Raw genomic sequence first — 20,139 nt, 5'->3', positions numbered from 1 at the left:
CGTGCCCGCAGTCCGGGCCGTCACCATTCTGCGAACGCGCCGTCCGGCTGCCGCCAGACCGGGCCCCGCCAGGCGTGTCCGCGCTTGTCCGCGGCCCGGACCACGGCTTCGTCGATCTCGATGCCCAGGCCGGGTCCGGTGAGCCGCTCGATGTGGCCGTCCACGAACTTCAGCGGCGTTTTGTCCACCACGTAGTCCAGGACCTCGGCGCCTTTGTTGTAGTGGATGCCGATGCTCTGTTCCTGGATCAGGAAGTTAGGTGTCGCGAAGCCCACCTGGAGGCATGCGGCGAGTGCCAGCGGACCCAACGGGCAGTGCGGTGCCAGCTGGACTTCATAGACCTCGGCCAGCGAGGCGATCTTGCGGACCTCCGTGATGCCGCCCGCATGGGAGAGGTCCGGCTGGGCCACGGCGATGCCGGCCTGCAGCGCCGGCAGGAATTCCTGCCGGCTGTAGAGCCGCTCGCCGGTGGAGACCGGCGTGGTGGTGGACGACGTGAACTCGCGCAGCAGGTGCGTGTTCTCGGGGACCACGGGCTCTTCGAGGAAGAAAGGCCGGTAAGGTTCCAGCAGCGGCGCCACGCGGCGGGCGTTGGCGAGGCTGAAGCGGCCGTGGAAGTCCACTGCAACGTCCCGGTGCTCACCCAGGACTTCGCGGGCGGCGGCCACCCGGCAGACAACGCCGTCGAGCTCGGCCACCGAGGCGATCGGACTCATCCGCCCGCTGGCATTCATCTTCACCGCGGTGAGGCCCACCTCCAGCTGGGCGCTGATCTGGTCGGCCACCTCGTTGGGTTCGTCGCCGCCCACCCAGCCGTACATCCGGATGCGGTCCCGGACGTGGCCGCCCAGCAACTGGTGCACGGGGGTGTTGAAGTGCTTGCCGGCGATATCCCAGAGCGCCTGGTCCAGGCCCGAGACGGCGCTGGCCAGGATGGGGCCGCCGCGGTAGAAAGACCCTTTGGTCATCACCTGCCAGTGGTCCTCGATCCGCAGTGCGTCGTTGCCGATCAGGAGTTCGGCGAGCTGCTCGACGGCGGTGCGCACCGTCTCGCTGCGGCCTTCGCACGTAGCTTCTCCCCAGCCGACAATTCCGCTGTCCGTCTCGATCCGGACGAAGAGCCAGCGCGGCGCAACGAGGAAGGTTTCAATCCTGCTGATGAGCGTCATCTGTGGCCTAGCCCTTGGTCGCGCCGGCGGTGAGGCCGGAAACGATGTACTTCTGCGTGAAAAGCGCAATGATCATGATCGGGATGGTGACCACGGTGGCAGCGGCCATCAGCCCGCCCCAGTCGATGCTGGCGTAGGACACAAAGTCGAAGATGGCCACGGGCAGCGTCTTGGTGCTGGAGCCGGAGAGCACCAGGGCAAACATGAAGTTGTTCCAGGAAAAGATGAACGAGAGGATCCCGGCCGTGGCGATCCCCGCGACGGAAAGGGGCAGCGTGATGAGGCGGAACGCGCCGATCGGGGTAAGCCCGTCCACCTGGGCGGACTCCTCCAGCTCGAGCGGCAGGGAATCGAAGTAGCTCATCATGATGTAGACGATCAGCGGCAGGGCAACGAACATGTGGCTGAGGATCAGCACCTCGAACCGGCCCACCATCCGCAGGTTGGAGAACACGTAGTACCACGGCACCAGCAGGGACACGCCGGGGATCACGCGGGCCATCAGGACCACGAGGGCGGAGCGGTGCATGGTGAACCGGCTCATCGCGTAGGCGGCGGGAACCCCAAGCACAATGGACAGTGCGGTGGAAACGAAGGCCACCCAGAAGCTGTTGAAGATGAAGACGAAGTAGTTGTTCCGCTGCAGGACGTTGGCGTAGTTCTCGCCGGTGGGCGTGAAGAACAGGGCCTTGCCTGTGTCATAGATGTCCACGTTGGTCTTGAGGGAGGCAAGGAACATCCAGAACAGCGGGGCGAGGAGGAACAGCACCACGGCAATGAGGGCTGAAACCCGGAAGACCTTGTAGAGCCTGACGGACAGGGGCTTCCGGCGGCGGTGAAGCACCTGGGGCTTCCCGGATGTTTGGGTTGGGGTCAGGACGGTCATTTGCTTACCGCTTTCTTGCGCATGGTCAGCAGCCACATCGACCCGATGATGATCATGAAGAACAGGATCAGGACGGCGGAGGACAGCCCGTACTGGTTGTAGTCGAAGCTCAGGCCGTAGGCGTAGACGTTCAGGGTTTCCACTTCGTTGAAGGAACCACCGCCTTTGCCCTTGGTGGCGTACAGGATGTCGAAGGTCTTCAGGGCGTCGATGCCGCGAAGCAGGATGGCAACGATCACGGTGGGCATCATGAGGGGCAGCGTGATGTAGAAGAAGCGCTGGAAGGCGTTGGCGCCGTCCACCCGGGCAGCCTCGTCAGGTTCATCGGAGAGGGACGTCAGCCCGGCAAGGAGGATCAGCACCACCATCGGGGTCCACTGCCAGACGTCCATGAAAATGGTGGTGCCAAGGGCCGTGTCCTGGCCGGAAAGCCAGGGCTGCGGCGGAATGCCGATCATTCCGAGCAACTGGTTGGCGAAGCCGATGTTGGGATCGAAGATCAGGCGCCACATCATTCCGACGGCAACCGGGGTGGCTACCAGGGGAAGCAGGATGGCCACGCGGACCCACTTTTCACCGCGGAAGGGACGCCACAGGAGCAGTGCGATGCCCATGCCGAGCACAACCTCGCAGACCAGTGCGACACCCGTGAAGGTCAACGTGCGGCCCACCGCCGGCCAGAAGCGCTCGGTGTCAGTGAGGACTGTCAGGTAGTTCTGCAGACCGATGAACTCCGTGGCGGCGCGTACGGAGCCCTGCGAATCGGTGAGGCTCAGGTACAGGGTCCACACCAGAGGGAAGACAATCAGGACGCCGACGAAGATCATCGCTGGGGCCGCAAAAAGCCATTTGCGGTGCCGGTTGGACCAGGCGGAGATGTTCCCCCCAACGCTGGGAGGGCGGCCGGCGCTGCGGGCGGGAGCGCTGCGGGGAGCGTTCGTAACGGACATGGTTCACCTAAGGAGTTGGGGGGAGCGGTCCGCGGCGGGACGGCGACCAGGGTCTGCCATCCCGCCGGGCTGTGGTGCTGGCTGCGCTGGACGCAGCGCGGGCGCCTGTGGCGTTACTTCTTTTCGCCGTCCAGGAACTTCTGGAAGGCTTCGTTGGCCGAGTCGGCCGCAGCGGAAGGGTCGGCGCCGGTGATGCTGGCTACGATGGGCTCGCCCACGATTTCCCTGGCCTTGCCCACGGTCACAACCTGCGGACGGTCATGGCCCACACCGTTCTTCGCACTGACGGCGATGGCTTCGGCGAGGTCCTTGGGGTAGGTGGACGTACCCTCTGGGTTCGACCACACGGAAGTCCGGGGTCCGGGGACACCGGCCTTCTGCGCGGCCAGGGTGCGTTCCTTGCCCGTGGCCCACTGGATGAACTTCCACGCGTTGTCCTGGTTGCTGGACGCCTCGTTGACCGCCAGGCCCCATGAGGGGATGTTGTACGGCTTGGAACCTGCGGGACCTGCCGGCAGGGGTGCGAAACCTACAGAGTCCGCCACCTTGGACTTGGCCGGATCAGTGGCGTTCTTGTAGAGCGAGTCCGCCTCGGTGTAGAAGGCGGCCTTGCCCTGGGTGAAGATTGCCATGGCCTCGGGCCAGCTCATGTCGGTGCTGACGTTGGCGGGGCCGTAGTTCCTGATGAGGCCGCCGTAGTATCCGTAGGCCTTCTTTGCCGCGTCCGAGTTGACGGCAGACTTTCCGCTGGAGTCGGTGAAGTCGCCACCGAAGCTGTACAGGAAACTGGAGAACTGGGTGACGGCCGCGGACTTGCCGGTGCGGGCCACGAAGCCGGCGATGTCGGGGTTGGACGCCTTGATGGCCTTGGCCGCCGCTTCAAGCTCCTCCATGGTCTTGGGAACCTGGAGACCGGCGGCCTGCAGCAGGTCCTTGCGGTAGTAGAGGACCTCGCGCTCGGTGATGATAGGGACGCCTACGACCTTGCCGTCGGCGGTGGTGGCCTTGACCGGGCCTTCCTGGTAGTCCTTCCAGTCCCAGCCGGAATCGGAGGACACCTTTTCGGTCAGGTCAGCAAGGTAGCCGTTCTTGGCGAATGCCTTGCCTTCCTGGAGCGGGCGGTACATCATCACGTCGATCTCATCGCTGCCCGCGTTGAGCTTGACGTTGTACTGGTCCGAGAGCTGGTCCTCGCCGAGCTGGGTCAGTTCCACCTTGAGCCCGCTGGACTTCTCGAAGTCGGGAATGGCTGCCTTGATGCCTTCAGTCCAGACATGGTTGGCCAGCGTCACCCGCACCGTGCCTGATTCCTTGGCGTCCGTGCTGCCGCCGCCACCGCTGCAGGCAGTCAGCCCCAGCGAAAGTGCTGCGGCGACTGCCGCGTACTGCACGATTGAACGTCGCTTCATTACGACTCCCTTTGCTTTCTGAGGGCTGACGTCACTGTCCAGCCGCCCTACAAATGCATCTTTACATCTGTCTTGGAAGCGATCATATGGAAATAAGGCAGACTTAGACAACCCCTTGCCAGTGAGCCGTATGATTTATTTATGAAAATCCCAAAGGCGGAGTCCCCTACCGACCTGCATGCGGCGCTGGTCGAAAGCCTGGGGCTCGGCATCGCCGATGGGCGCTGGGCCCCGCATTCCGTACTGCGGCTGGATGAGCTGGAGGGGCAGCACAATGTATCCCGGTCCGTGGTCCGTGAGGCCGCCCGGGTGCTGTCATCAAAAGGCATGCTGGAATCCCGGCGGCGGTTTGGGACAGTTGTGCAGCCTGAAGAGTGCTGGAATCTCTACGATCCCCAAGTGATCCGCTGGCGGCTGGCTTCCGCCCGCCGGCTGGAGCAGCTGCAGTCCCTCAATGAACTTCGCGGAGCCATCGAGCCGCAGGCCGCGCGCCTCGCCGCCGAACGGGCCTCCTGGGACGCCGGCAGCGAGCTCGTTTCCCTTGCGGCCAAGCTGTGGGCCGCCGGCCAACGCGGAGACCAGGAGGAATTCCTCCGGCTGGACGTGGAGTTCCATGCCGCAATACTCAAAGCTTCCGGTAATGCAATGTTCTCCCAGCTGCAGAACCTTGTGGCGGAGGTCCTCACCGGCCGGACGGAACATGGCCTGATGCCCCATCTGCCGCACCACGAAGCCCTGCAGCTGCATGTAGATGTTGCCAGCGCCATCCAGCGCGGCGAGGCGGGCGCAGCGCACGCAGCGATGAGCAGGATTGTGGAGCAGTCCACCGAAGAAATGGGCCAGATCTGGTCAAGCAGCCAGGGCGGGGCGGGCAACGCTCCGCCGGGCCCTCCGGCGGACATCGCCCACACCTAGGATCCACTTAGGCCACCGTGCTTCAGGCGCCTTTCGCCGAGGCCAGCTCCTTCGCGAGGAATTCCAGGGCGGGCAATGCTTCGGGCGTGCCCGGGGCGAGGTTCAGGTACCCGTGGATCAGCCGATGTCACCTCGGGGCCCCGCGACGGCGAGATGTTGGTGATGACATCGTTCCCCCACTGGTCGGCGCGGACATCCCGCAGCTACTTGCGGGAGAATCCGACGACGTCGACTAGGTACGCGGCGGTGGGGACAAACAGCTGCCAGGCCCCCCGTCCAGCCGGTCTTTCCCGCTGCGGGCAAACGGTGGGGCCTCGTAGGCGTCCCGGAAGCTCCACTGCGCGATCTCGTGGAGCCTGTCCAGCCGCTCATCGCTGCAGCTAAAGGTCCCGAGCTCGGGATCGCTGAGGCCGGCTGAGCGCAGTTCGTCGGCGGTACAGCGAGTGTTCCACGCGCACTCATCACCGCAGCCGAACCCAACCCGACGACAGCCGGCACCCGCTGAGGGGTGCCGGCTGTCGTCGGGCCGGCCTGGATGCCGGGGGCCGCGGGATTCGAGAGTGCGGTGTGGATCAGGCCGGATCCGCGGGGGCGGCCACCTCGGGCTGGGGGTCCGCAAGGGTCTTCGGGACCGTGTCCTCGAACTGCGGGAGGCGGTTCAGGTAATCCACCACGGAATCTGTGGACTCGACGTCACCGAACTTGTTATCGATGTCGTAGAGGTTCCACTGCACGACGCCCGGGACGCGGTCGCCGATGGTCTCCCGGGCGATGATCGGGCGGAAGCCCTTCGCGATCGCGTCCTCGACGGTGTGGCGCACGCACCCTGCTGCGGTTGCGCCGGTCACGATCAGGGTGTCGATGCGGTTCGAGGTCAGGAAGAGCTCGAGGTTCGTTCCCGGGAACGCTGAGGCGCGATTCTTCTCGATCACGACTTCGCCTTCCGCAGGTGCGATGCGGTCGTCGATCTGTGCCCAGTAGGAGTCCGCCGGAAGGGTCTCGACGGGGATCTTTGAGTACCACAGACCCATGTCGTTCGTCCCGGAGGTGGCGTCGCGGTTGCGGTATACGTTCGTGGTGTAGAAGATCGGGACGCCCTTGGCGCGCGCGGCCTCGTTGATCCGCTGGACGTTCGGGATGATCTCCTCCATGCCCGGGCAGCTGAACGGGTGGCCCGGGCGGGTCCAGGCGTTTGCGAGGTCAATGTGGATCACTGCGGGGCGATTGCCGTAGCCGACCCGACGCTTGAAGCCCCGTTCGTTGTAGATGTCCGTGCCTGCTTCGAACGCCTCCTCGAGCACTGCGGCAAGACGGGCTTCGATGTCGTTGAACGTCTCTGTTGTCATGGTTCTCTCCACTCTTACGACTTCATTGTTTCTGTCCTAGCAACTCTGTTGCTGTATTGGCTACAGTAGCGCAGGCTCATTCACGGCGCCAGAGGTTCGCCGGAAAAACTTTTGGATAGGACGGGCATCGTTGGTGCGTTACTCCGACAGGCCGGTGAGGGTCCGGTTTGTGCCGGATGCCGAGCACATCGGGACAAGCCAGGGACAGGGAAGGCCGCCAAAACTCGGATGTGGTCTGTGCGGAACACTTTTGAAGGCCCGGGCAAAGGCGGGCCTTCTGTTCGTTGATGGCACGGCGGCGATATGGAGCGGACGGACTCAGTGAGGTGGGGGCACATTGCGGCATATGATGGCCCGAAAGAGTGGCGGGATAGTCAAGTAGCGCGAAGGGATAAAGGTGGTAGGCAGGCCGAGGCAGGACAATGGGCAGGTCCAGGGAGCTGCGGCGTCACTGTTGAACGGTCTTGCAGTACTGGAAGCCTTTTCCGTTCAAAATCCGGTTCTTGGTGTGACTGAGGTTGCTCAGCGCGTCGGACTCCATAAGAGCACGGTCTCCCGGATTCTTGGAGGGTTAACGGAAGCTGGATATGTGCAGCGGGATGAGGAGACGGGACGGTATAGGCTCGGGCTGGGCCTTCTTGCGTTGTCCGCCCCTTTGCTGGCGGACCTGGATGTGCGCCGTGCTGCGGTTCCGTATTTGGAGAAGTTAACTGAAGCCACCCAAGAGACCAGCGCTATCTCGGTCTGGAATGGTCACGAGGCCATCGTCGTGGAGCAGGTTGCCAGCCCGAATCAGGTCAAACACACTGCCACCATTGGAACCCGGTACAACAAATTTGAGAGTTCCTCAGTGCGGGTCTTCCTGGCGGAGCTGGCGCCGGCTCTCGCGACCGAACTGATCGGATCCGGACAGATACTACGCTCGGCAGGAGATGGTTTGCCGTTGGACCACACCGCCCACCTGCAGGAAGTCGCCCGTCAGGCATATGCCGTTAACGACGGCTTGACTGCGGAGGAGGAGTTCGGGGTCTCCGCTCCGGTTCGGGATTACCGGGGCAAGGTGGTTGGGTGCATCACTGCATCCGCTCCGCGTTCCCGGGTCCACAAGCACGCCACCAGGGACGCTCTGATTCAAGCCGTACAGGGGGCCGCCTCGGAAGTTTCCACGCGCTTGGGCTGGACGGCTTCCCTTCCTGGCTGATTCGCCGCGCAGCTAGGGAAGGTCGGCAACACTGTGTTCCGGCCGCATTCAGGCCGGGGTGTCGCCATTGGAGAAGTGTCCTGTAAGGGAGCGGCTAGGACCTGGGCGGGGTGGCTGCTTGAAGTTCCGTCGGTCTCCGCCCTGGCAAAACCATGATGAAAACGGTTCGCCGACGCACCGGGTCCTGCCCGGATGGGCCGTCAGCGGACTGGATCTGCTTCCTCCGGCAGGCTGCCCAGTCGCGTCGATACGCGCTCAGCGGCCCGCAGCACGGCTTCGCGCAGGATCGACTGGCTCTGCGTGTGCTGCACTCGGGATCGCGGGGCGCTGGCTGTGATGCAGCCGACGATTGCACCCCGGTAGTCCCGCACGGGGGCGGACACACCGTATTCCTCGTAAGTGGTCTCGCCGTCGTTAACGGCGAAGCCTTGGTCCCGTACGCCGGCAAGCTGTTCGTGGGCCGGGTCCTCGAGACCGCGGTAGCCCTCCCGCAGGACCGTCTGGCCAGCCAGCAGACGATCGGTATCCTCGGACGGCAGTTCGGCGAGAAACACCCGAACTGAGGAACTGGCGAACTTGTTGTAACGCGTTCCAATCGCCGCGGTGTGCTTGACCTGGTGCAGGCTGGCGACCTGTTCCACAACAATAGCGTTGGTGCCGTTCCAGACGGAGATCGCAGCCGTCTCGCCGGTGGCCTGCGCGAGTTCTTCGAGGTGGGGCAGGGCGACACGGCGAACGCCGAGCTCGGCCAGCAGTGGTCCGGCCAGTCCGATCATCCCGAGCCCGAGCCGGTATCGTCCCGTCTCTTCGTCGCGCTGTACGTAGCCTGCCTCGTCCAGACCGGTGAGCATCCGGGAGACCGTGCTCTTGTGCAGGCCAACGAGTTCGGAGATCTCCGTGACTCCCAGGAGGGAACGCTTGGCGACGGAGAACGCTTCGAGAACCGTAAGCCCGTTGAGCAACGAAGCTGCTGCCCCTTGCGGCTTATCAGTGGTGGTTTGTGGATCCATCATGAGTTCTCCCTCTCCAGGCGCCAATTAAAGTCACCGTAGCCATCGTACGGTGCGCCCATCCAACCTCTCCTCGTAGAAACGGTCACACCTCTCCCGGCACGCCGCAGGCCCAGACCAGGAAATCCCGGCCGGCTGTCACGGCCCATGATGACGACGGTTCCGGATCAGGTCGGAAAGTGCCAAGCGATGACCCTAAGCCTCCTCATGTGACAGGAATAGTCACGAAAAAATCCTTGACGAGTTGCTGACAGAGGAAATAGGTTGTTGTGTGATCAACGGTGATCTAGATCATATGTGCTAAGCATTGCCCTGGTGGGCTAGCTTGAAATGAAGCACTCCGCGGTCTCGGCGCCATCCCCTGAACGGAGACAACATGGAACACGATCTTGCAGATAATTCGCTGGAAAAGGTGAGCCCGGAGCGCCTGCGCAAGGTAGTAAGGGCCTCTTTTGCCGGGACAGTGGTGGAGTGGTTTGACTTCGCCATCTACGGCTACATGGCAACCCATATTGCTGCGACCTTCTTCTCGTCCAAGGACCCGGTCACGGGTCTGCTGGAGACATTCGCCGTGTTCGCTGTCGCGTTCGCGCTGCGGCCCTTGGGTGGCATTTTCTTCGGACGCCTGGGCGACCGCCTCGGGCGCAAAAAGATCCTGGTCCTGACCGTCCTGCTCATGTCCGGATCCACGGCCGCAATCGGGCTCATCCCAAGCCACGAGACGATCGGCATCTGGGCTGCCGTCCTACTGGTGCTTGCCCGGTGCTTGCAGGGCTTTTCCGCAGGCGGCGAATATGCAGGTGCCACCATCTACGTCGTCGAGCACAGCCCCGACAGGCACAGGGCCCGTTACTCGTCGGCCATGTCGGCGGCGACGTTCTCCTCATTCGCCCTCGCCGCTGGACTCGGCGCGCTGCTCAGCTTTATCCTGCCCCCCGGGGCCATGGGTGATTGGGGCTGGCGCATCCTCTTTCTGCTGTCGGTGCCGATGGGACTGATCGCCTTCTACATTCGAGCCAAGCTCCACGAGTCCCCCGAGTTCCAAGCGATGCTCGATGATTCCGCTGCCCGGCCCGCCCCGTCCTTGGGGGCCGTCTTCCGCACCCAGTGGCGCGCGATGCTGCGACTGGGCGGGTTTGTGATGCTCACGGCACTCTCCTTCTACATTTACTCCACGTACATGTCGACCTTCCTGATCAAGGTGGTCGGCCTCCCCGCGCACCTTGCCCTGTTCTCCAGCTTGATCTCGCTGACCATGGCGACGGCGCTGGCCCCCGTCATGGGCCGTGTTTCGGATCGCATCGGTCGCCGCCGCACCATGCAGACCGCCGCCGGTCTCCTGGCCATTCTCACCATTCCGGCGTACATGATCGCCGAGCAGGGAACGTTCGCAACCGCCGTCGTCAGCCAACTGCTCATAGGGCTTGGCGCGGTGACCGCTAATGTGGTGACATCGGTCCTGATGTCGGAAATGTTCTCCACCGACGTGCGCTTCGCGGCATCGGGCACCTGTTACAACATCACCTATGCCGTGTTTGGCGGTACCGCGCCCTTCGTGGCAACGTGGCTGGTCGCCGGAACCGGATATTCGCTCTCGCCCGCGATCTACGTCGCAGCCGTCGCCGTCGCATCATTCCTCGTCGTCACCTTCCTGATACCCGAGACGGCAGGACGGCCTCTGCGCCGTTACCACGACGACCCCTTGCCGGCCGAGCCCGCGCGCGCCGTGGCCTCTGAAGCGGTGCCCAGGGGCTGACATCCCAAGGCTGGAAAAATCGCCGGCCAGCTGTCCGGACCAGGGAGGGTCCGGACAGCTGGCCGGCATCTCGATATAAGGCGACTGCGCCCAGCCGATCGGTACCCCCCGAGCTGACTGACAACGTTCCGCAGGTCCCGCGCTGGTCCGGCGAGATGCAAACGTGCGGCTCAACAGGCTTCCTCTCCAGTCACAGACCGCTGCAGAGACGCCGAACTTCTGAGGATCCATGTGCCGTCGCTCAACTCCAGGCACGCATGCGGACCTCCCGGGGTGCGCTCCGACGCCAGCTCCGATAACGGAGGCGGCTATCCGAGCTGGGCGGAATGGCTGATCGCGCTGGGTAATCTTCGGTCAGCGAAAACATAAACACCGCCGAGGTCGGGCGGGCAACAACGAAAGGATTGCGCGTGGCAGATGACGGCGCGACAGCCCAGCAACTGCACGGTATTGAACTGACCATGATCGACGGCAGATCGGTGAACTTCGGGGAATACAAAGGCAAGACCGTTCTGGTGGTTAACGTCGCATCCAGATGCGGCCTGACCCCGCAATACGAGGACCTGGAGGCGCTTCAGCGCAAGTATCAGGACCAGGGGTTCACGGTCCTGGGTGTGCCCTGCAACGGGTTCAAGGGCCAGGAACCGGGGAGTTCGGAGCAGATCCAGGAATTTTGCACCGTCAGCTACGGCGTGACGTTCCCGTTGACCGCGAAGGTCAAAGTCAACGGCGCCAGACGCCATCCGCTGTATGCGGCACTGACCGAATTTCACACGGAGGAACTGCAGGAAGAGATCACGTGGAACTTCGAAAAGTTCCTCGTCAGCGGCAAAGGCGAAGTCATCGCCCGATTTTCCCCGAAGACGTCTCCAATCGCCCCCGAGGTCATCGCCGCCATCGAATTAGCGCTCAGCTAGTCTCCTCCCCGCGGACACGATCTTGACGCAGCGGCCCTCGCCCGGGCGCGGCTGGTAACCGAGGTGTCGGTCTGGGGAGCAGGCTGCCGTATGCAGAACCCGAGTTGGGTAGGAGCCGCCACTGGGCCGGGGGAAAGCTCCTGACTACGGATCCCGCTCCATGTCCCCTGTGGAGCGGGATCGGCCGGGACCGGGCTGTCGGAAGACTGTGGGATGTTGGATGCCAAAGGTGGGTCGCACGTACGCCTTTTCGGCCGCTACCGACGAAGGTGCGGTAGCCGGCCGTCAAATCCGTAGTCATACACCAGGGTGATGTCACGGAGTGACACCAATGCGCGTCAGAATAGGGTCCCCGGTGCCCTTTCTTACACCCCGAAGAAACCGTCCAGACCCTAACCTGACGCAGCGCCCCAAAAGCGTCCTCCGGTCCAGCGAGCAGCTGAAAGCCCTACCCCTTGCCATGCGAACCAGGGAGCCCCTCGAGGCAAGGGCCTCCGTGGCCAAGCCGTCCCCGCTTCAGTACTGGCCCTTGACCACGAAGTAGGAGCCCCGGATGGTGCCGGCAAGCTTCGACTTCTGGCGCGCGAACTTGAAGGTGGACGCCAGCTCCTCGGGAACCTCCATGCCGTCGGAGAGCTTGAAACCAACCGCCCGCTTCCCACCCTCCTCGATGCTGTACATGACGTTGATGGACAGGCCGGATTCGTAGAACACGTACGCCATCCGCAGCCCGCCCACCTCGAAGGAAGAAACCTCAAGCGGGCGCGATGAGATGACGAGGTTGCGCTCGGTGGCGAGGATGTTCTTCACGTATTCCAGCGTCTCCGGCGCCTCCTCCGCGGGCGTGACCGTGAAGTCGTGGCCATACTTGTTCTTGTAATAGCGGGCCTCGTTGGCACGCAGCCCGGCCAGCGCCTCCGCGACGGGTGAGGACTCCAGCCCCACGGTGGACACGTTCTTGAAATCAACGGTGTACGGCAATGATCCTCCTGGGAATTCTCCTTCGCACATCCTCGCAGACAGGGAGGACAATTGTTGGTGCAGTGCCAACAATCAGCCTTGCCTGCACCGGGAGGACGGGATGGGCAATTTCATCGCATACCTGGACACCTCGGAGGTCCGCCCCGGCAAACTTGGGCAGCTCAAGGAAGCCATGGCGGAACTGGCGGCCTTCGTTGAGCAGAACGAGCCCCGGATCCTCTCCTACAGCGTCTACTTCTCCGACGACGGATCCACCATGAAGGTCCTCCATCTGCACTCGGATTTAGCCTCGCTGGAGTTGCACCTGAAGGTGGCCGGCGCCAGGTTCCCGCCGGTTGCGCCGCTGATCACCATGAAATCCATCGAGATATTCGGCCGCCCCACCGAGGAGCTGCTGGCCCGGCTTCGGGCGAAAGCACAGCTCCTCGGCACCGGTTCCGTCACGGTCCACGACCTCCACGCCGGCTTCGCGCGCTTCCACACCGGCCAACCTTTCCAGTCGTAAAGACGCGCCCCGGGCCCGGGAAGACCTAGACGAGGTTCTCCACCAGCGAGACATCCCGCACCGCACCCTTGTCCGCGGACAGAGCCATGGCGGCGTAGGCGCGCAGGGCCGGGGAGACCAGGCGGTCCCGGTTCTTGGCCTTGTAACCGCCGTTGGCTTCCAGTTTCTCGCGACGCTCGGCAAGGACCTCGTCGGAGACCTCCAGCTGCATTGAGCGCTGAGAGATGTTGATGCTGATGATGTCGCCGTTCTCCACCAGGGCGATAGTGCCGCCGGAGGCGGCCTCCGGCGAGATGTGTCCGATCGACAGGCCGGAGGTGCCGCCGGAGAAGCGGCCGTCCGTAATCAGGGCGCACTTCTTGCCCAGGCCGCGGCCCTTGAGGAACGACGTCGGGTAGAGCATTTCCTGCATGCCCGGACCGCCGCGGGGGCCTTCGTAGCGGATGACCACCACGTCGCCTTCCTTGACGGTCTTGTTCAGGATCTTTTCCACGGCCTCGTCCTGGGACTCGCACACCACGGCCGGGCCGGAGAAGGTCCAGATGGACTCGTCCACGCCGGCGGTCTTCACCACGGCGCCGTCGACGGCCACGTTGCCGCGGAGCACGGCCAGGCCGCCGTCCTTGGAGTAGGCGTGTTCCACGGAGCGGATGCAGCCTTCCGCGGCGTCGGTGTCCAGGGAGGTCCACTGGTTCGACTGGGAGAACGCGGTGGAGGAGCGGACGCCGCCGGGGGCCGCGTGCCACAGGGCCTCCGCTTCTTCGGTGGCTTTGCCGCCGCGGATATCCCAGTCGTCCAGCCAGCCGTCCAGGTCGGCGGAGTGCACGGAGTGGACGTCCTTGTGCAGCAGGCCGCCGCGGTTCAGCTCGCCCAGCAGCGCGGGGATGCCGCCGGCGCGGTGCACATCCTCCATGTAGTAGGTCTTGTCCTTGGCCACGTTCGGGGCCACCTTCGCCAGGCAGGGCACCTGGCGGGACTTGGCATCCATCTCGGCCAGGCCGTAGTCCACGCCCGCCTCCTGGGCCGCGGCGAGCAGGTGCAGGATGGTGTTGGTGGAGCCGCCCATGGAAATGTCCAGCGCCATGGCGTTGTCGAATGCCTTGGCGGTGGCGATGGAGCGCGGCAGCACGGAGTCGTCGTCGCCGTCGTAATAGCGCTTCACCAGCTCGACGACGGTGCTTCCGGCCTTCTCATACAGCGCCTTGCGCGCGGTGTGGGTGGCCAGCACGGAGCCGTTGCCCGGCAGGGACAGGCCGATGGCCTCGGTAAGGCAGTTCATGGAGTTGGCGGTGAACATGCCGGAGCAGGAACCGCAGGTGGGGCAGGCATTCTCTTCGATGAGGTTGATGTCTTCATCGGAGATGGACTCGTCCACGGCGTCGGCGATCGCGTTCACCAGGTCCAGGGAGCGCACGGAGCCGTCGGTCAGGGTCACGCGGCCGGCCTCCATGGGTCCGCCGGAAACGAAGACCACGGGGATGTTCAGGCGCAGCGCCGCCATGAGCATGCCCGGGGTGATCTTGTCGCAGTTGGAGATGCAGACCAGGGCGTCGGCGCAGTGGGCGTTCACCATGTACTCCACGGAGTCGGCGATCAGGTCGCGGGACGGCAGCGAATAGAGCATACCTGAGTGGCCCATGGCGATGCCGTCGTCCACGGCAATGGTGTTGAACTCGCGCGGCACGGCGCCGGCGGCGAGGATCGCGTCGGAGACGATCCGGCCCACGGGGGCGAGGTGGGTGTGGCCGGGGACGAACTCGGTGAAGGAGTTGGCGACGGCGATGATCGGCTTGCCGATGTCCGTGTTGGCGACGCCGGAGGCGCGCAGCAGTGCGCGGGCTCCGGCCATGTTGCGGCCGTGGGTGACAGTGCGTGAACGAAGAGGAGGCATACTACCGATCCTGCCGTCCCGGGCGCGCGGGCGGAAGACAGTGCTGATACTAGTAGCAGGAGTACCAGAGTACTAGTGTTGGATGTCGTGAAAGAGGCAGGCGAAAAGCGCAAGGAACTCGGTCTTTTCCTGCGTGCACGCCGCGACCAGGCGCTGCGGTCGGAGTACGGCCTGCCGCCCGTGGCCCGCCGGCGGGAACGCGGACTGCGGCGGGAGGAGGTGGCCTTCCTTTCCGGCGTGAGCGTCACCTGGTATACGTGGCTCGAGCAGGGCCGGGAGATCAGGCCCTCGCGGGAAGTCCTGGAAGCCGTGGCCCGGACCCTGCACCTCTCGGAGACCGGCCGCTCCTACGTCCTGTCCCTCGCAGGCTATTCCGCGCCGGTGTCCGCAGGCCCGGCAGCTGCAGACGCTCCAGCCCACATCCAGCGGCTCCTCGATGCCTTGGGCCCCAACCCGGCCTTCGCGCTTGCCCCGGACTGGAGCGTCACGGGCTGGAACCGGGCCTATGCCGCGCTCTACCCCAACATCGCCAACGTGGCCGCCCCGGAACGGAACCTGCTGTGGCTGGTTTTCACCGACCCGTATGTCCGTGAACTGCTCCCCGACTGGGACGTCACCAGCAGGCGGTTCCTGGCAGAGTTCCGGGCGGAAGCCGGGCAGCGGCTGGGCGATCCGGACGTGGCCTACCAGGTGGAGCGGCTCAAGGAGACGAGTCCGGAATTCAAGGAAAGCTGGGACCGGTACGACATCCTGGGCTTCGAATCCCGCGAACGGCTGTTCCACCACCCGTCGGTGGGCGTCCTCCGGCTGGAGCACCACCAGGTCTCGCCGTCGGACCGGCCGGACCTCCATCTTGTGGTCTACACGCCGGCACCGGACAGCGATGCTGCAGCGCAGATCCAGCGGCTCCTGGCCGTGGGCGGCTAGTACGACGTCGGACTCCACTCCCCCAGGTACCGTCGCCTCAAGGTGGAACGCGCCGTCGTCGTGCTTCCATTCCACACGGATGGTTCCGGGACTCCCACCGCATTGCCGGGCTTGGAAAAAAGAGTCACCAACGGCCCATCCAGCGGCGCCTCGGCTCCGAACCTCGACCGGGGAAAGATGTACTTCCAGGAAAGGACGGAGCGGTGGACGCAGCGGACCAGCAGGCCTTGACCGGCGCAGTGATACGGGAGCACGGCCTGGACATGGGTCAGTTGTGGCTGGAACACCTGGCCCTCGGCGGCGACGCCTCCGAGGAGGAAATCCGGGACTACAGCGCGGGGCTGGCAATCCTTCCTCCAAAGGACCGGGACGCTTTGGCCCAGGCCGTCAACGAACATTGTGCTGCAGCAGGGCTGCTGTCCCGCGCGCCGTTCAGTGGCTCCCTGCTGGCCCGGGCACGCAGCGACTCACAGGAACCCTACTCGTCGAAGTAGGTGGAGATGCCGGAACTGCCGGGGATTGATGCAACCACGGTTGCGGCAACGTCCTTGAGCTTCATGTTCCGTGTGTTGGATGCCTGCAGCAGCACGCTGAACGCCTGGTGCTGGCTGCAATGGCTTTGGGCCATGATGGCACCTGTGGCCAGGTCGATCACAGTCCGTGATTTCATGGCCGCGCTCATGCTGTCCCTGGTGTCCTGCAACCTGCCGATCCGCAGGGCCAGCCGCAGGCTTTTTGAAACCTGTCCGGAGAAGGCCCGGGCCGTGGCAATGTCTTCGCTGCTGAACGCCTGAAGCCGCCGGCAGTACAGGCTGAGCGCGCCACGGATGTCTTCGCCGAGCACGAGCGGCACACTCACAGCGGAGAACAATCCCTGCCGGGAGAGGGCACTCGCATACGCGGGCCACCGCTTTTCCTGGCTCACATCGGGGACCAGAACGGTGTCCGTGGTGCGCATGGCGGTGATGCCCGGGCCATAGCCGTACTTGTCCTGGAGCTGGTCGAGGGTGCGGATGCAGGGATCGCTGCCGGCTATGGCGGTGGCCTTCTTGTGCCTTTCGACGGCAACGCCGCAGAAAACTTCCCGGTCCTGGCTGCTGAGCCGTGCCGCGGCATAGCCGGCCAGGTCCCGAAGGAACTCGTCAACATCGGCACTGTCCAGCACCAGGTCCTGAAGATGCAGCGCGACGTCTGCGAAAACTTCGTCATTCGCGGCTTCGGCGTGAGCCAATGCTTCCCCCCTCCCGAACAGCACAAAGGCCATGTAGTCCATTAAAGAACGCCTTGGCCGCTCACTGCCGAACGGTATATGCCAGCCTACCTGCGGGAAAGTCATAATGTGTCCACCATGACGACCGCATGCCCGCGCACCCGGGAATGCCCGGGGCAGCACGGCGTAACGGCGTAAGCCTAGGCGGCGGCCAGGGCGTTGAGCGTGTCCCGGATCCCGTTCAGCGCCGGGTCCCGCAGGGACATAAAGGCAGGTTTCAGGAGCGGCTGGACGATTTTGGCCGGCCCCTTGATGCTGAACTCCGCGGTGTATTTCACTACCGACCCCTGGGCGGCGGGACTCACGTCGATGGAGTCGAAGGCCGTGACGGATTTGTTCTCGCCACGGAGCTTGATGTGGTTTTCAGTCAGCTCGATGACCTCGTACTCCAGTGACTGGCGCTTGCCACGGAACTCGGACTCGGCGTGGTACCGGTGCCCCACCGCGACCGGGCCGGGCGTCAGCTTTTCCATCACCGGAGTGTTGGGGTCCCACTCGCTGGTGTTCTCGAACGCGCTCAGGAAGGCAAAGGCCTTGTCTGCGGACAGTTTGGTTTCCACACTTCCGGTGACTGTGATCATCACCCCAGTGTAGGAACCGGCACCCGGGAAGCCCAGCCCCCGGACGCCAGGGCGGGGATGTCCCGGATGCGGATGCGGATCTGCAGGATGCAGATGCCCGGGCACGGGCACAGCAGAAGCGCCCCGGACGGAACCCGCCGGGGCGCTTCTGCTGTGAATCACGGCTGTGAGGTCAGCTGACCTGCAGGCCGCCGTTGATGTCGTAGGTCGCGGCGGTGATGTAGCCGGCGTCCTTCCCGAGCAGGAAGGAAATCAGGGCGGCCACTTCCTCGCGGGTACCCACCCTTCCCATCATGATGCCCTCCGACATCTGGGCCTTGCGTTCCTCGGTGAGGGTGCCGCCCATGATGTCGGTGTCGATGGGACCGGGTGCGATCGCGTTGACGGTAACGCCGAACTCACCCACTTCACGGGCAAGGGCCCTGGTGAAGCCGATGATTCCAGCCTTGGAGGCGCTGTAGGCCACCTTGGAGTAGGTGCCGCCGCCGCGCTGGGCGGAAATCGAGGAGATGCTCACGATGCGTCCGAGCTTGCGCTCAATCATTCCCTTGAGGACGCGCTGGGACACGATGAAGGTTCCGCGCATGTTGATGGCGAACACCTTGTCCCACTCCTCCACGGTGGTCTCCATGAAGGTTGTGGGCGAGCTGATGCCGGCAAGGTTGGCGAGGGCAACGATGGGCGGCAGCGAGTCTTCGATTTCGCTGATGGCCCGGTCCACGGAGGCGGCGTCGGAAACATCCGCGCCGACTCCGATTGCCTTCACTGCACGGTTGGAACCGATTTCCGCAGCCGCGGCTTTGGCGTCTTCGGCGTTGATGTCGAGGATCGCGATGGACCAGCCCTCGCTGGCCATCAGGTCCGCCGTGGCGCGGCCGATGCCGCGGGCAGAGGCAGCCCCGGTCAGTACGACGGTTCGGTCGGCAGGAAATGGTGTGGTTGTCACAGGTGTATCTTTCGTCAGGGTTCGGGGTCAGGAGACTTTGGCTGCGTTGACTTCTGCCGCAGCGGCAACTGCCGGGTCCAGTGCGGCGTCGCCCTCAGGCCGCTTCCGGGCGTAGAAGTACGTGGCCACTGCCGTGACGCACAGGCAGAAGGACAGGAAGAGCAGTCCGCTCTGGTTGTTGCCGGTGGCGTCCTTGAGCAGGCCCACGGCGTACGGGGCCACAAAGCCGCCGAGGTTGCCGAGGGAGTTCACCAGCGCCAGCCCGGATGCGGCAGCAGCTCCGGTGAGCGCGGCGGACGGCATGGACAGGAACGGTGCAATGGCGCCGTAGATGCCCATCGCCGCAGCGGTCAGGGCGATGAGGGCAAGGATGGGGTTGACCGGAAGCAGGTAGCCCGCGGCCAGCAGGCCCATGCCGGCCAGCACCATGCTGACGGAGGAGTGCCAGGCGCGCTTGCCCGTGCGGTCCGCCCGCCTGCTCCAGAAGTACACAAAGACCGCGGCAATGGAGTACGGAATGAGGACAATGAAGCCCACCTCGGCGGTGGAGAACTTGCCAAGGGCGGCCACAATGGTGGGCATCCAGAGGCCCAGGCCGTAGATGCCGCAGACCAGGCCGAAGTACAGGGCCGAGTAGGTCAGGGTGCGCTTGTCCTTGAGGCCGGCCAGGAAGTTGTGGCTGCCGCCCTTGGATTTGGCGGCAAGTTCGGCGTCCATGGTGGTGGCGAGCCATTCGCGTTCTTCAGTGCTGAGCCACTTGGCGTCACGGGGACGGTCGGTCATCAGCATCGGGGTCAGCAGGCCGAGCAGGATGGCGGGGATGCCCTCGATAATGTAGAGCCACTGCCAGCCGTGCAGGCCCATGATGCCGTCCATCTGCAGCAGCAGGCCGGAGACCGGGGCGCCGAGGGCGTTGGAAATGGGCTGGGCGAGGATGAAGATGCCCAGGACCGTGACGCGCTGGGCGGCGGGGAACCACAGGGTCAGGTAGAAGAGGATCGCGGGGAAGAAGCCGGCTTCGGCCGCACCCAGCAGGAACCGGATGATGTAATAGGTGCTTTCCCCGTTGACCAGCGCCATGGCGCTGGCAAAGATGCCCCAGGTGATAAGGATTCTGGCCAGCCACTTGCGGGCGCCGAAGCGGTACATCCCGGCGTTGCTGGGAACTTCCAGCAGGGCGTAGCCCAGGAAGAAGATGCCGGCACCAAGGCCGTAGGCGGCGGCGGTGAGGCCGATGTCCTCGCTCATGGTGAGTTTGGCGAAGCCCACGTTATTGCGGTCAAGGTAGGCAATGAAGTAAAGCAGGACAATCAGCGGCATGACGCGGCGGCGAACCTTGCGGAGCGTGCGCTCGCCGAGTTCGCCCAGTCCTGCGGACGGCATGGAGAGTGAAGTCATCGTCGACCTTCTATCTGGCGGAAGCGGCGCATTGGGGGCGGCGCTTCCGAGGGAAATGGGGATATTCCGTCTGCTTGCTAT

The 20,139-nt window shown here is 64.3% G+C and carries 19 protein-coding genes; 7 read left to right on the top strand and 12 right to left on the bottom strand.

Annotated elements, in window-relative coordinates:
* Positions 1 to 20: 20 nt before the first annotated feature.
* The 4 genes from dgoD to SMD14_RS01965 all read right to left on the bottom strand — a co-directional run bounded on the left by dgoD (position 21) and on the right by SMD14_RS01965 (position 4,414).
* The gene (dgoD, locus tag SMD14_RS01980) at positions 21 to 1,169 is read right to left on the bottom strand and encodes a galactonate dehydratase (RefSeq protein ID WP_321215136.1); all 1,149 of its coding nucleotides are present in this window, start codon (positions 1,167 to 1,169) and stop codon (positions 21 to 23) included.
* 7 nt (positions 1,170 to 1,176) lie between these two features.
* Complete coding sequence (locus tag SMD14_RS01975; RefSeq protein ID WP_321215135.1) at positions 1,177 to 2,055, bottom strand: carbohydrate ABC transporter permease; 879 nt, start codon at positions 2,053 to 2,055, stop codon at positions 1,177 to 1,179.
* Positions 2,052 to 3,005, bottom strand: coding sequence for a carbohydrate ABC transporter permease (locus SMD14_RS01970; RefSeq protein WP_228405109.1), 954 nt, complete (start codon positions 3,003 to 3,005; stop codon positions 2,052 to 2,054). Before SMD14_RS01970 ends, SMD14_RS01975 begins: the two co-directional genes overlap by 4 nt.
* Before the next feature lie 113 nt (positions 3,006 to 3,118).
* Positions 3,119 to 4,414 carry an ABC transporter substrate-binding protein gene (locus SMD14_RS01965; RefSeq protein ID WP_157239601.1) on the bottom strand — a complete coding sequence of 432 codons (1,296 nt, stop codon included), beginning with the start codon at positions 4,412 to 4,414 and terminating at the stop codon, positions 3,119 to 3,121.
* 141 nt (positions 4,415 to 4,555) lie between these two features.
* Here SMD14_RS01965 and SMD14_RS01960 point away from each other — a divergent pair, with 141 nt between their 5' ends.
* Positions 4,556 to 5,329 (top strand): FCD domain-containing protein, encoded by a 774-nt coding sequence (locus SMD14_RS01960; protein WP_321215134.1) that lies wholly within the window; start codon positions 4,556 to 4,558, stop codon positions 5,327 to 5,329.
* Between the two features lie 572 nt (positions 5,330 to 5,901).
* Here SMD14_RS01960 and SMD14_RS01955 read toward each other — a convergent pair.
* Positions 5,902 to 6,675 (bottom strand): N-carbamoylsarcosine amidohydrolase, encoded by a 774-nt coding sequence (locus SMD14_RS01955; RefSeq protein WP_321215133.1) that lies wholly within the window; start codon positions 6,673 to 6,675, stop codon positions 5,902 to 5,904.
* A gap of 454 nt (positions 6,676 to 7,129) precedes the next feature.
* Here SMD14_RS01955 and SMD14_RS01950 point away from each other — a divergent pair, with 454 nt between their 5' ends.
* Complete coding sequence (locus SMD14_RS01950; RefSeq protein WP_321215132.1) at positions 7,130 to 7,876, top strand: IclR family transcriptional regulator; 747 nt, start codon at positions 7,130 to 7,132, stop codon at positions 7,874 to 7,876.
* Between the two features lie 200 nt (positions 7,877 to 8,076).
* Here SMD14_RS01950 and SMD14_RS01945 read toward each other — a convergent pair whose 3' ends face one another.
* Positions 8,077 to 8,889 (bottom strand): IclR family transcriptional regulator, encoded by an 813-nt coding sequence (locus SMD14_RS01945; RefSeq protein ID WP_321215131.1) that lies wholly within the window; start codon positions 8,887 to 8,889, stop codon positions 8,077 to 8,079.
* A 373-nt stretch (positions 8,890 to 9,262) separates the two neighbouring features.
* On the opposite strand from SMD14_RS01945, the gene SMD14_RS01940 reads away from it, so the two are divergent.
* Both SMD14_RS01940 and SMD14_RS01935 read left to right on the top strand, forming a co-directional pair.
* Positions 9,263 to 10,642 carry an MFS transporter gene (locus SMD14_RS01940; RefSeq protein ID WP_321215130.1) on the top strand — a complete coding sequence of 460 codons (1,380 nt, stop codon included), beginning with the start codon at positions 9,263 to 9,265 and terminating at the stop codon, positions 10,640 to 10,642.
* Positions 10,643 to 11,052: 410 nt separating this feature from the next.
* Positions 11,053 to 11,559, top strand: a complete 507-nt coding sequence (locus SMD14_RS01935) for a glutathione peroxidase (protein WP_321215129.1) — start codon at positions 11,053 to 11,055, stop codon at positions 11,557 to 11,559.
* A gap of 516 nt (positions 11,560 to 12,075) precedes the next feature.
* On the opposite strand, the gene SMD14_RS01930 is transcribed toward SMD14_RS01935, so the two are convergent.
* Entirely contained in the window at positions 12,076 to 12,540 is a 465-nt protein-coding gene (locus tag SMD14_RS01930; protein WP_321215128.1) for a phage tail protein, read from the bottom strand.
* A 100-nt stretch (positions 12,541 to 12,640) separates the two neighbouring features.
* On the opposite strand from SMD14_RS01930, the gene SMD14_RS01925 reads away from it, so the two are divergent.
* Positions 12,641 to 13,045, top strand: coding sequence for a hypothetical protein (locus SMD14_RS01925; RefSeq protein WP_321215127.1), 405 nt, complete (start codon positions 12,641 to 12,643; stop codon positions 13,043 to 13,045).
* A gap of 25 nt (positions 13,046 to 13,070) precedes the next feature.
* Here SMD14_RS01925 and ilvD read toward each other — a convergent pair whose 3' ends face one another.
* Positions 13,071 to 14,936 (bottom strand): dihydroxy-acid dehydratase, encoded by a 1,866-nt coding sequence (gene ilvD / locus SMD14_RS01920; RefSeq protein ID WP_321215126.1) that lies wholly within the window; start codon positions 14,934 to 14,936, stop codon positions 13,071 to 13,073.
* 75 nt (positions 14,937 to 15,011) lie between these two features.
* On the opposite strand from ilvD, the gene SMD14_RS01915 reads away from it, so the two are divergent.
* Together SMD14_RS01915 and SMD14_RS01910 are read left to right on the top strand one after the other, a co-directional pair.
* Complete coding sequence (locus SMD14_RS01915; RefSeq protein ID WP_409339701.1) at positions 15,012 to 15,863, top strand: helix-turn-helix transcriptional regulator; 852 nt, start codon at positions 15,012 to 15,014, stop codon at positions 15,861 to 15,863.
* Positions 15,864 to 16,066: 203 nt separating this feature from the next.
* Positions 16,067 to 16,357: a hypothetical protein gene (locus tag SMD14_RS01910; RefSeq protein ID WP_321215125.1), complete on the top strand. Its 291-nt coding sequence runs from the start codon at positions 16,067 to 16,069 to the stop codon at positions 16,355 to 16,357.
* On the opposite strand, the gene SMD14_RS01905 is transcribed toward SMD14_RS01910, so the two are convergent.
* The 4 genes from SMD14_RS01905 to SMD14_RS01890 form a co-directional block, all read right to left on the bottom strand.
* Positions 16,342 to 17,136 (bottom strand): GAF and ANTAR domain-containing protein, encoded by a 795-nt coding sequence (locus tag SMD14_RS01905; RefSeq protein WP_321215124.1) that lies wholly within the window; start codon positions 17,134 to 17,136, stop codon positions 16,342 to 16,344. The genes SMD14_RS01910 and SMD14_RS01905 overlap by 16 nt on opposite strands.
* A gap of 137 nt (positions 17,137 to 17,273) precedes the next feature.
* Positions 17,274 to 17,714 (bottom strand): SRPBCC family protein, encoded by a 441-nt coding sequence (locus SMD14_RS01900; RefSeq protein ID WP_321215123.1) that lies wholly within the window; start codon positions 17,712 to 17,714, stop codon positions 17,274 to 17,276.
* 172 nt (positions 17,715 to 17,886) lie between these two features.
* Entirely contained in the window at positions 17,887 to 18,660 is a 774-nt protein-coding gene (locus SMD14_RS01895) for an SDR family NAD(P)-dependent oxidoreductase (protein WP_321215122.1), read from the bottom strand.
* A gap of 27 nt (positions 18,661 to 18,687) precedes the next feature.
* The gene (locus SMD14_RS01890; RefSeq protein WP_321215121.1) at positions 18,688 to 20,058 is read right to left on the bottom strand and encodes an MFS transporter; all 1,371 of its coding nucleotides are present in this window, start codon (positions 20,056 to 20,058) and stop codon (positions 18,688 to 18,690) included.
* Positions 20,059 to 20,139 lie beyond the last annotated feature (81 nt).

This window comes from Pseudarthrobacter oxydans (assembly GCF_034258515.1).
GTDB lineage: Bacteria > Actinomycetota > Actinomycetes > Actinomycetales > Micrococcaceae > Arthrobacter.
Note: the sequence above shows the minus strand (reverse complement) of the source record. Positions and strands in the feature narration are given on the sequence as shown.

Excerpts from the sequence above, each read along its gene's own strand:
- SMD14_RS01955 (WP_321215133.1), bottom strand. The coding sequence starts at position 6,675 with ATGACAACAGAGACGTTCAACGACATCGAAGCCCGTCTTGCCGCAGTG.
- ilvD (WP_321215126.1), bottom strand. The coding sequence starts at position 14,936 with ATGCCTCCTCTTCGTTCACGCACTGTCACCCACGGCCGCAACATGGCC.
- dgoD (WP_321215136.1), bottom strand. The coding sequence starts at position 1,169 with ATGACGCTCATCAGCAGGATTGAAACCTTCCTCGTTGCGCCGCGCTGG.
- SMD14_RS01975 (WP_321215135.1), bottom strand. The coding sequence starts at position 2,055 with ATGACCGTCCTGACCCCAACCCAAACATCCGGGAAGCCCCAGGTGCTT.
- SMD14_RS01945 (WP_321215131.1), bottom strand. The coding sequence starts at position 8,889 with ATGATGGATCCACAAACCACCACTGATAAGCCGCAAGGGGCAGCAGCT.
- SMD14_RS01890 (WP_321215121.1), bottom strand. The coding sequence starts at position 20,058 with ATGACTTCACTCTCCATGCCGTCCGCAGGACTGGGCGAACTCGGCGAG.
- SMD14_RS01940 (WP_321215130.1), top strand. The coding sequence starts at position 9,263 with ATGGAACACGATCTTGCAGATAATTCGCTGGAAAAGGTGAGCCCGGAG.
- SMD14_RS01925 (WP_321215127.1), top strand. The coding sequence starts at position 12,641 with ATGGGCAATTTCATCGCATACCTGGACACCTCGGAGGTCCGCCCCGGC.
- SMD14_RS01965 (WP_157239601.1), bottom strand. The coding sequence starts at position 4,414 with ATGAAGCGACGTTCAATCGTGCAGTACGCGGCAGTCGCCGCAGCACTT.
- SMD14_RS01970 (WP_228405109.1), bottom strand. The coding sequence starts at position 3,005 with ATGTCCGTTACGAACGCTCCCCGCAGCGCTCCCGCCCGCAGCGCCGGC.
- SMD14_RS01900 (WP_321215123.1), bottom strand. The coding sequence starts at position 17,714 with ATGATCACAGTCACCGGAAGTGTGGAAACCAAACTGTCCGCAGACAAG.
- SMD14_RS01905 (WP_321215124.1), bottom strand. The coding sequence starts at position 17,136 with ATGGACTACATGGCCTTTGTGCTGTTCGGGAGGGGGGAAGCATTGGCT.
- SMD14_RS01960 (WP_321215134.1), top strand. The coding sequence starts at position 4,556 with ATGAAAATCCCAAAGGCGGAGTCCCCTACCGACCTGCATGCGGCGCTG.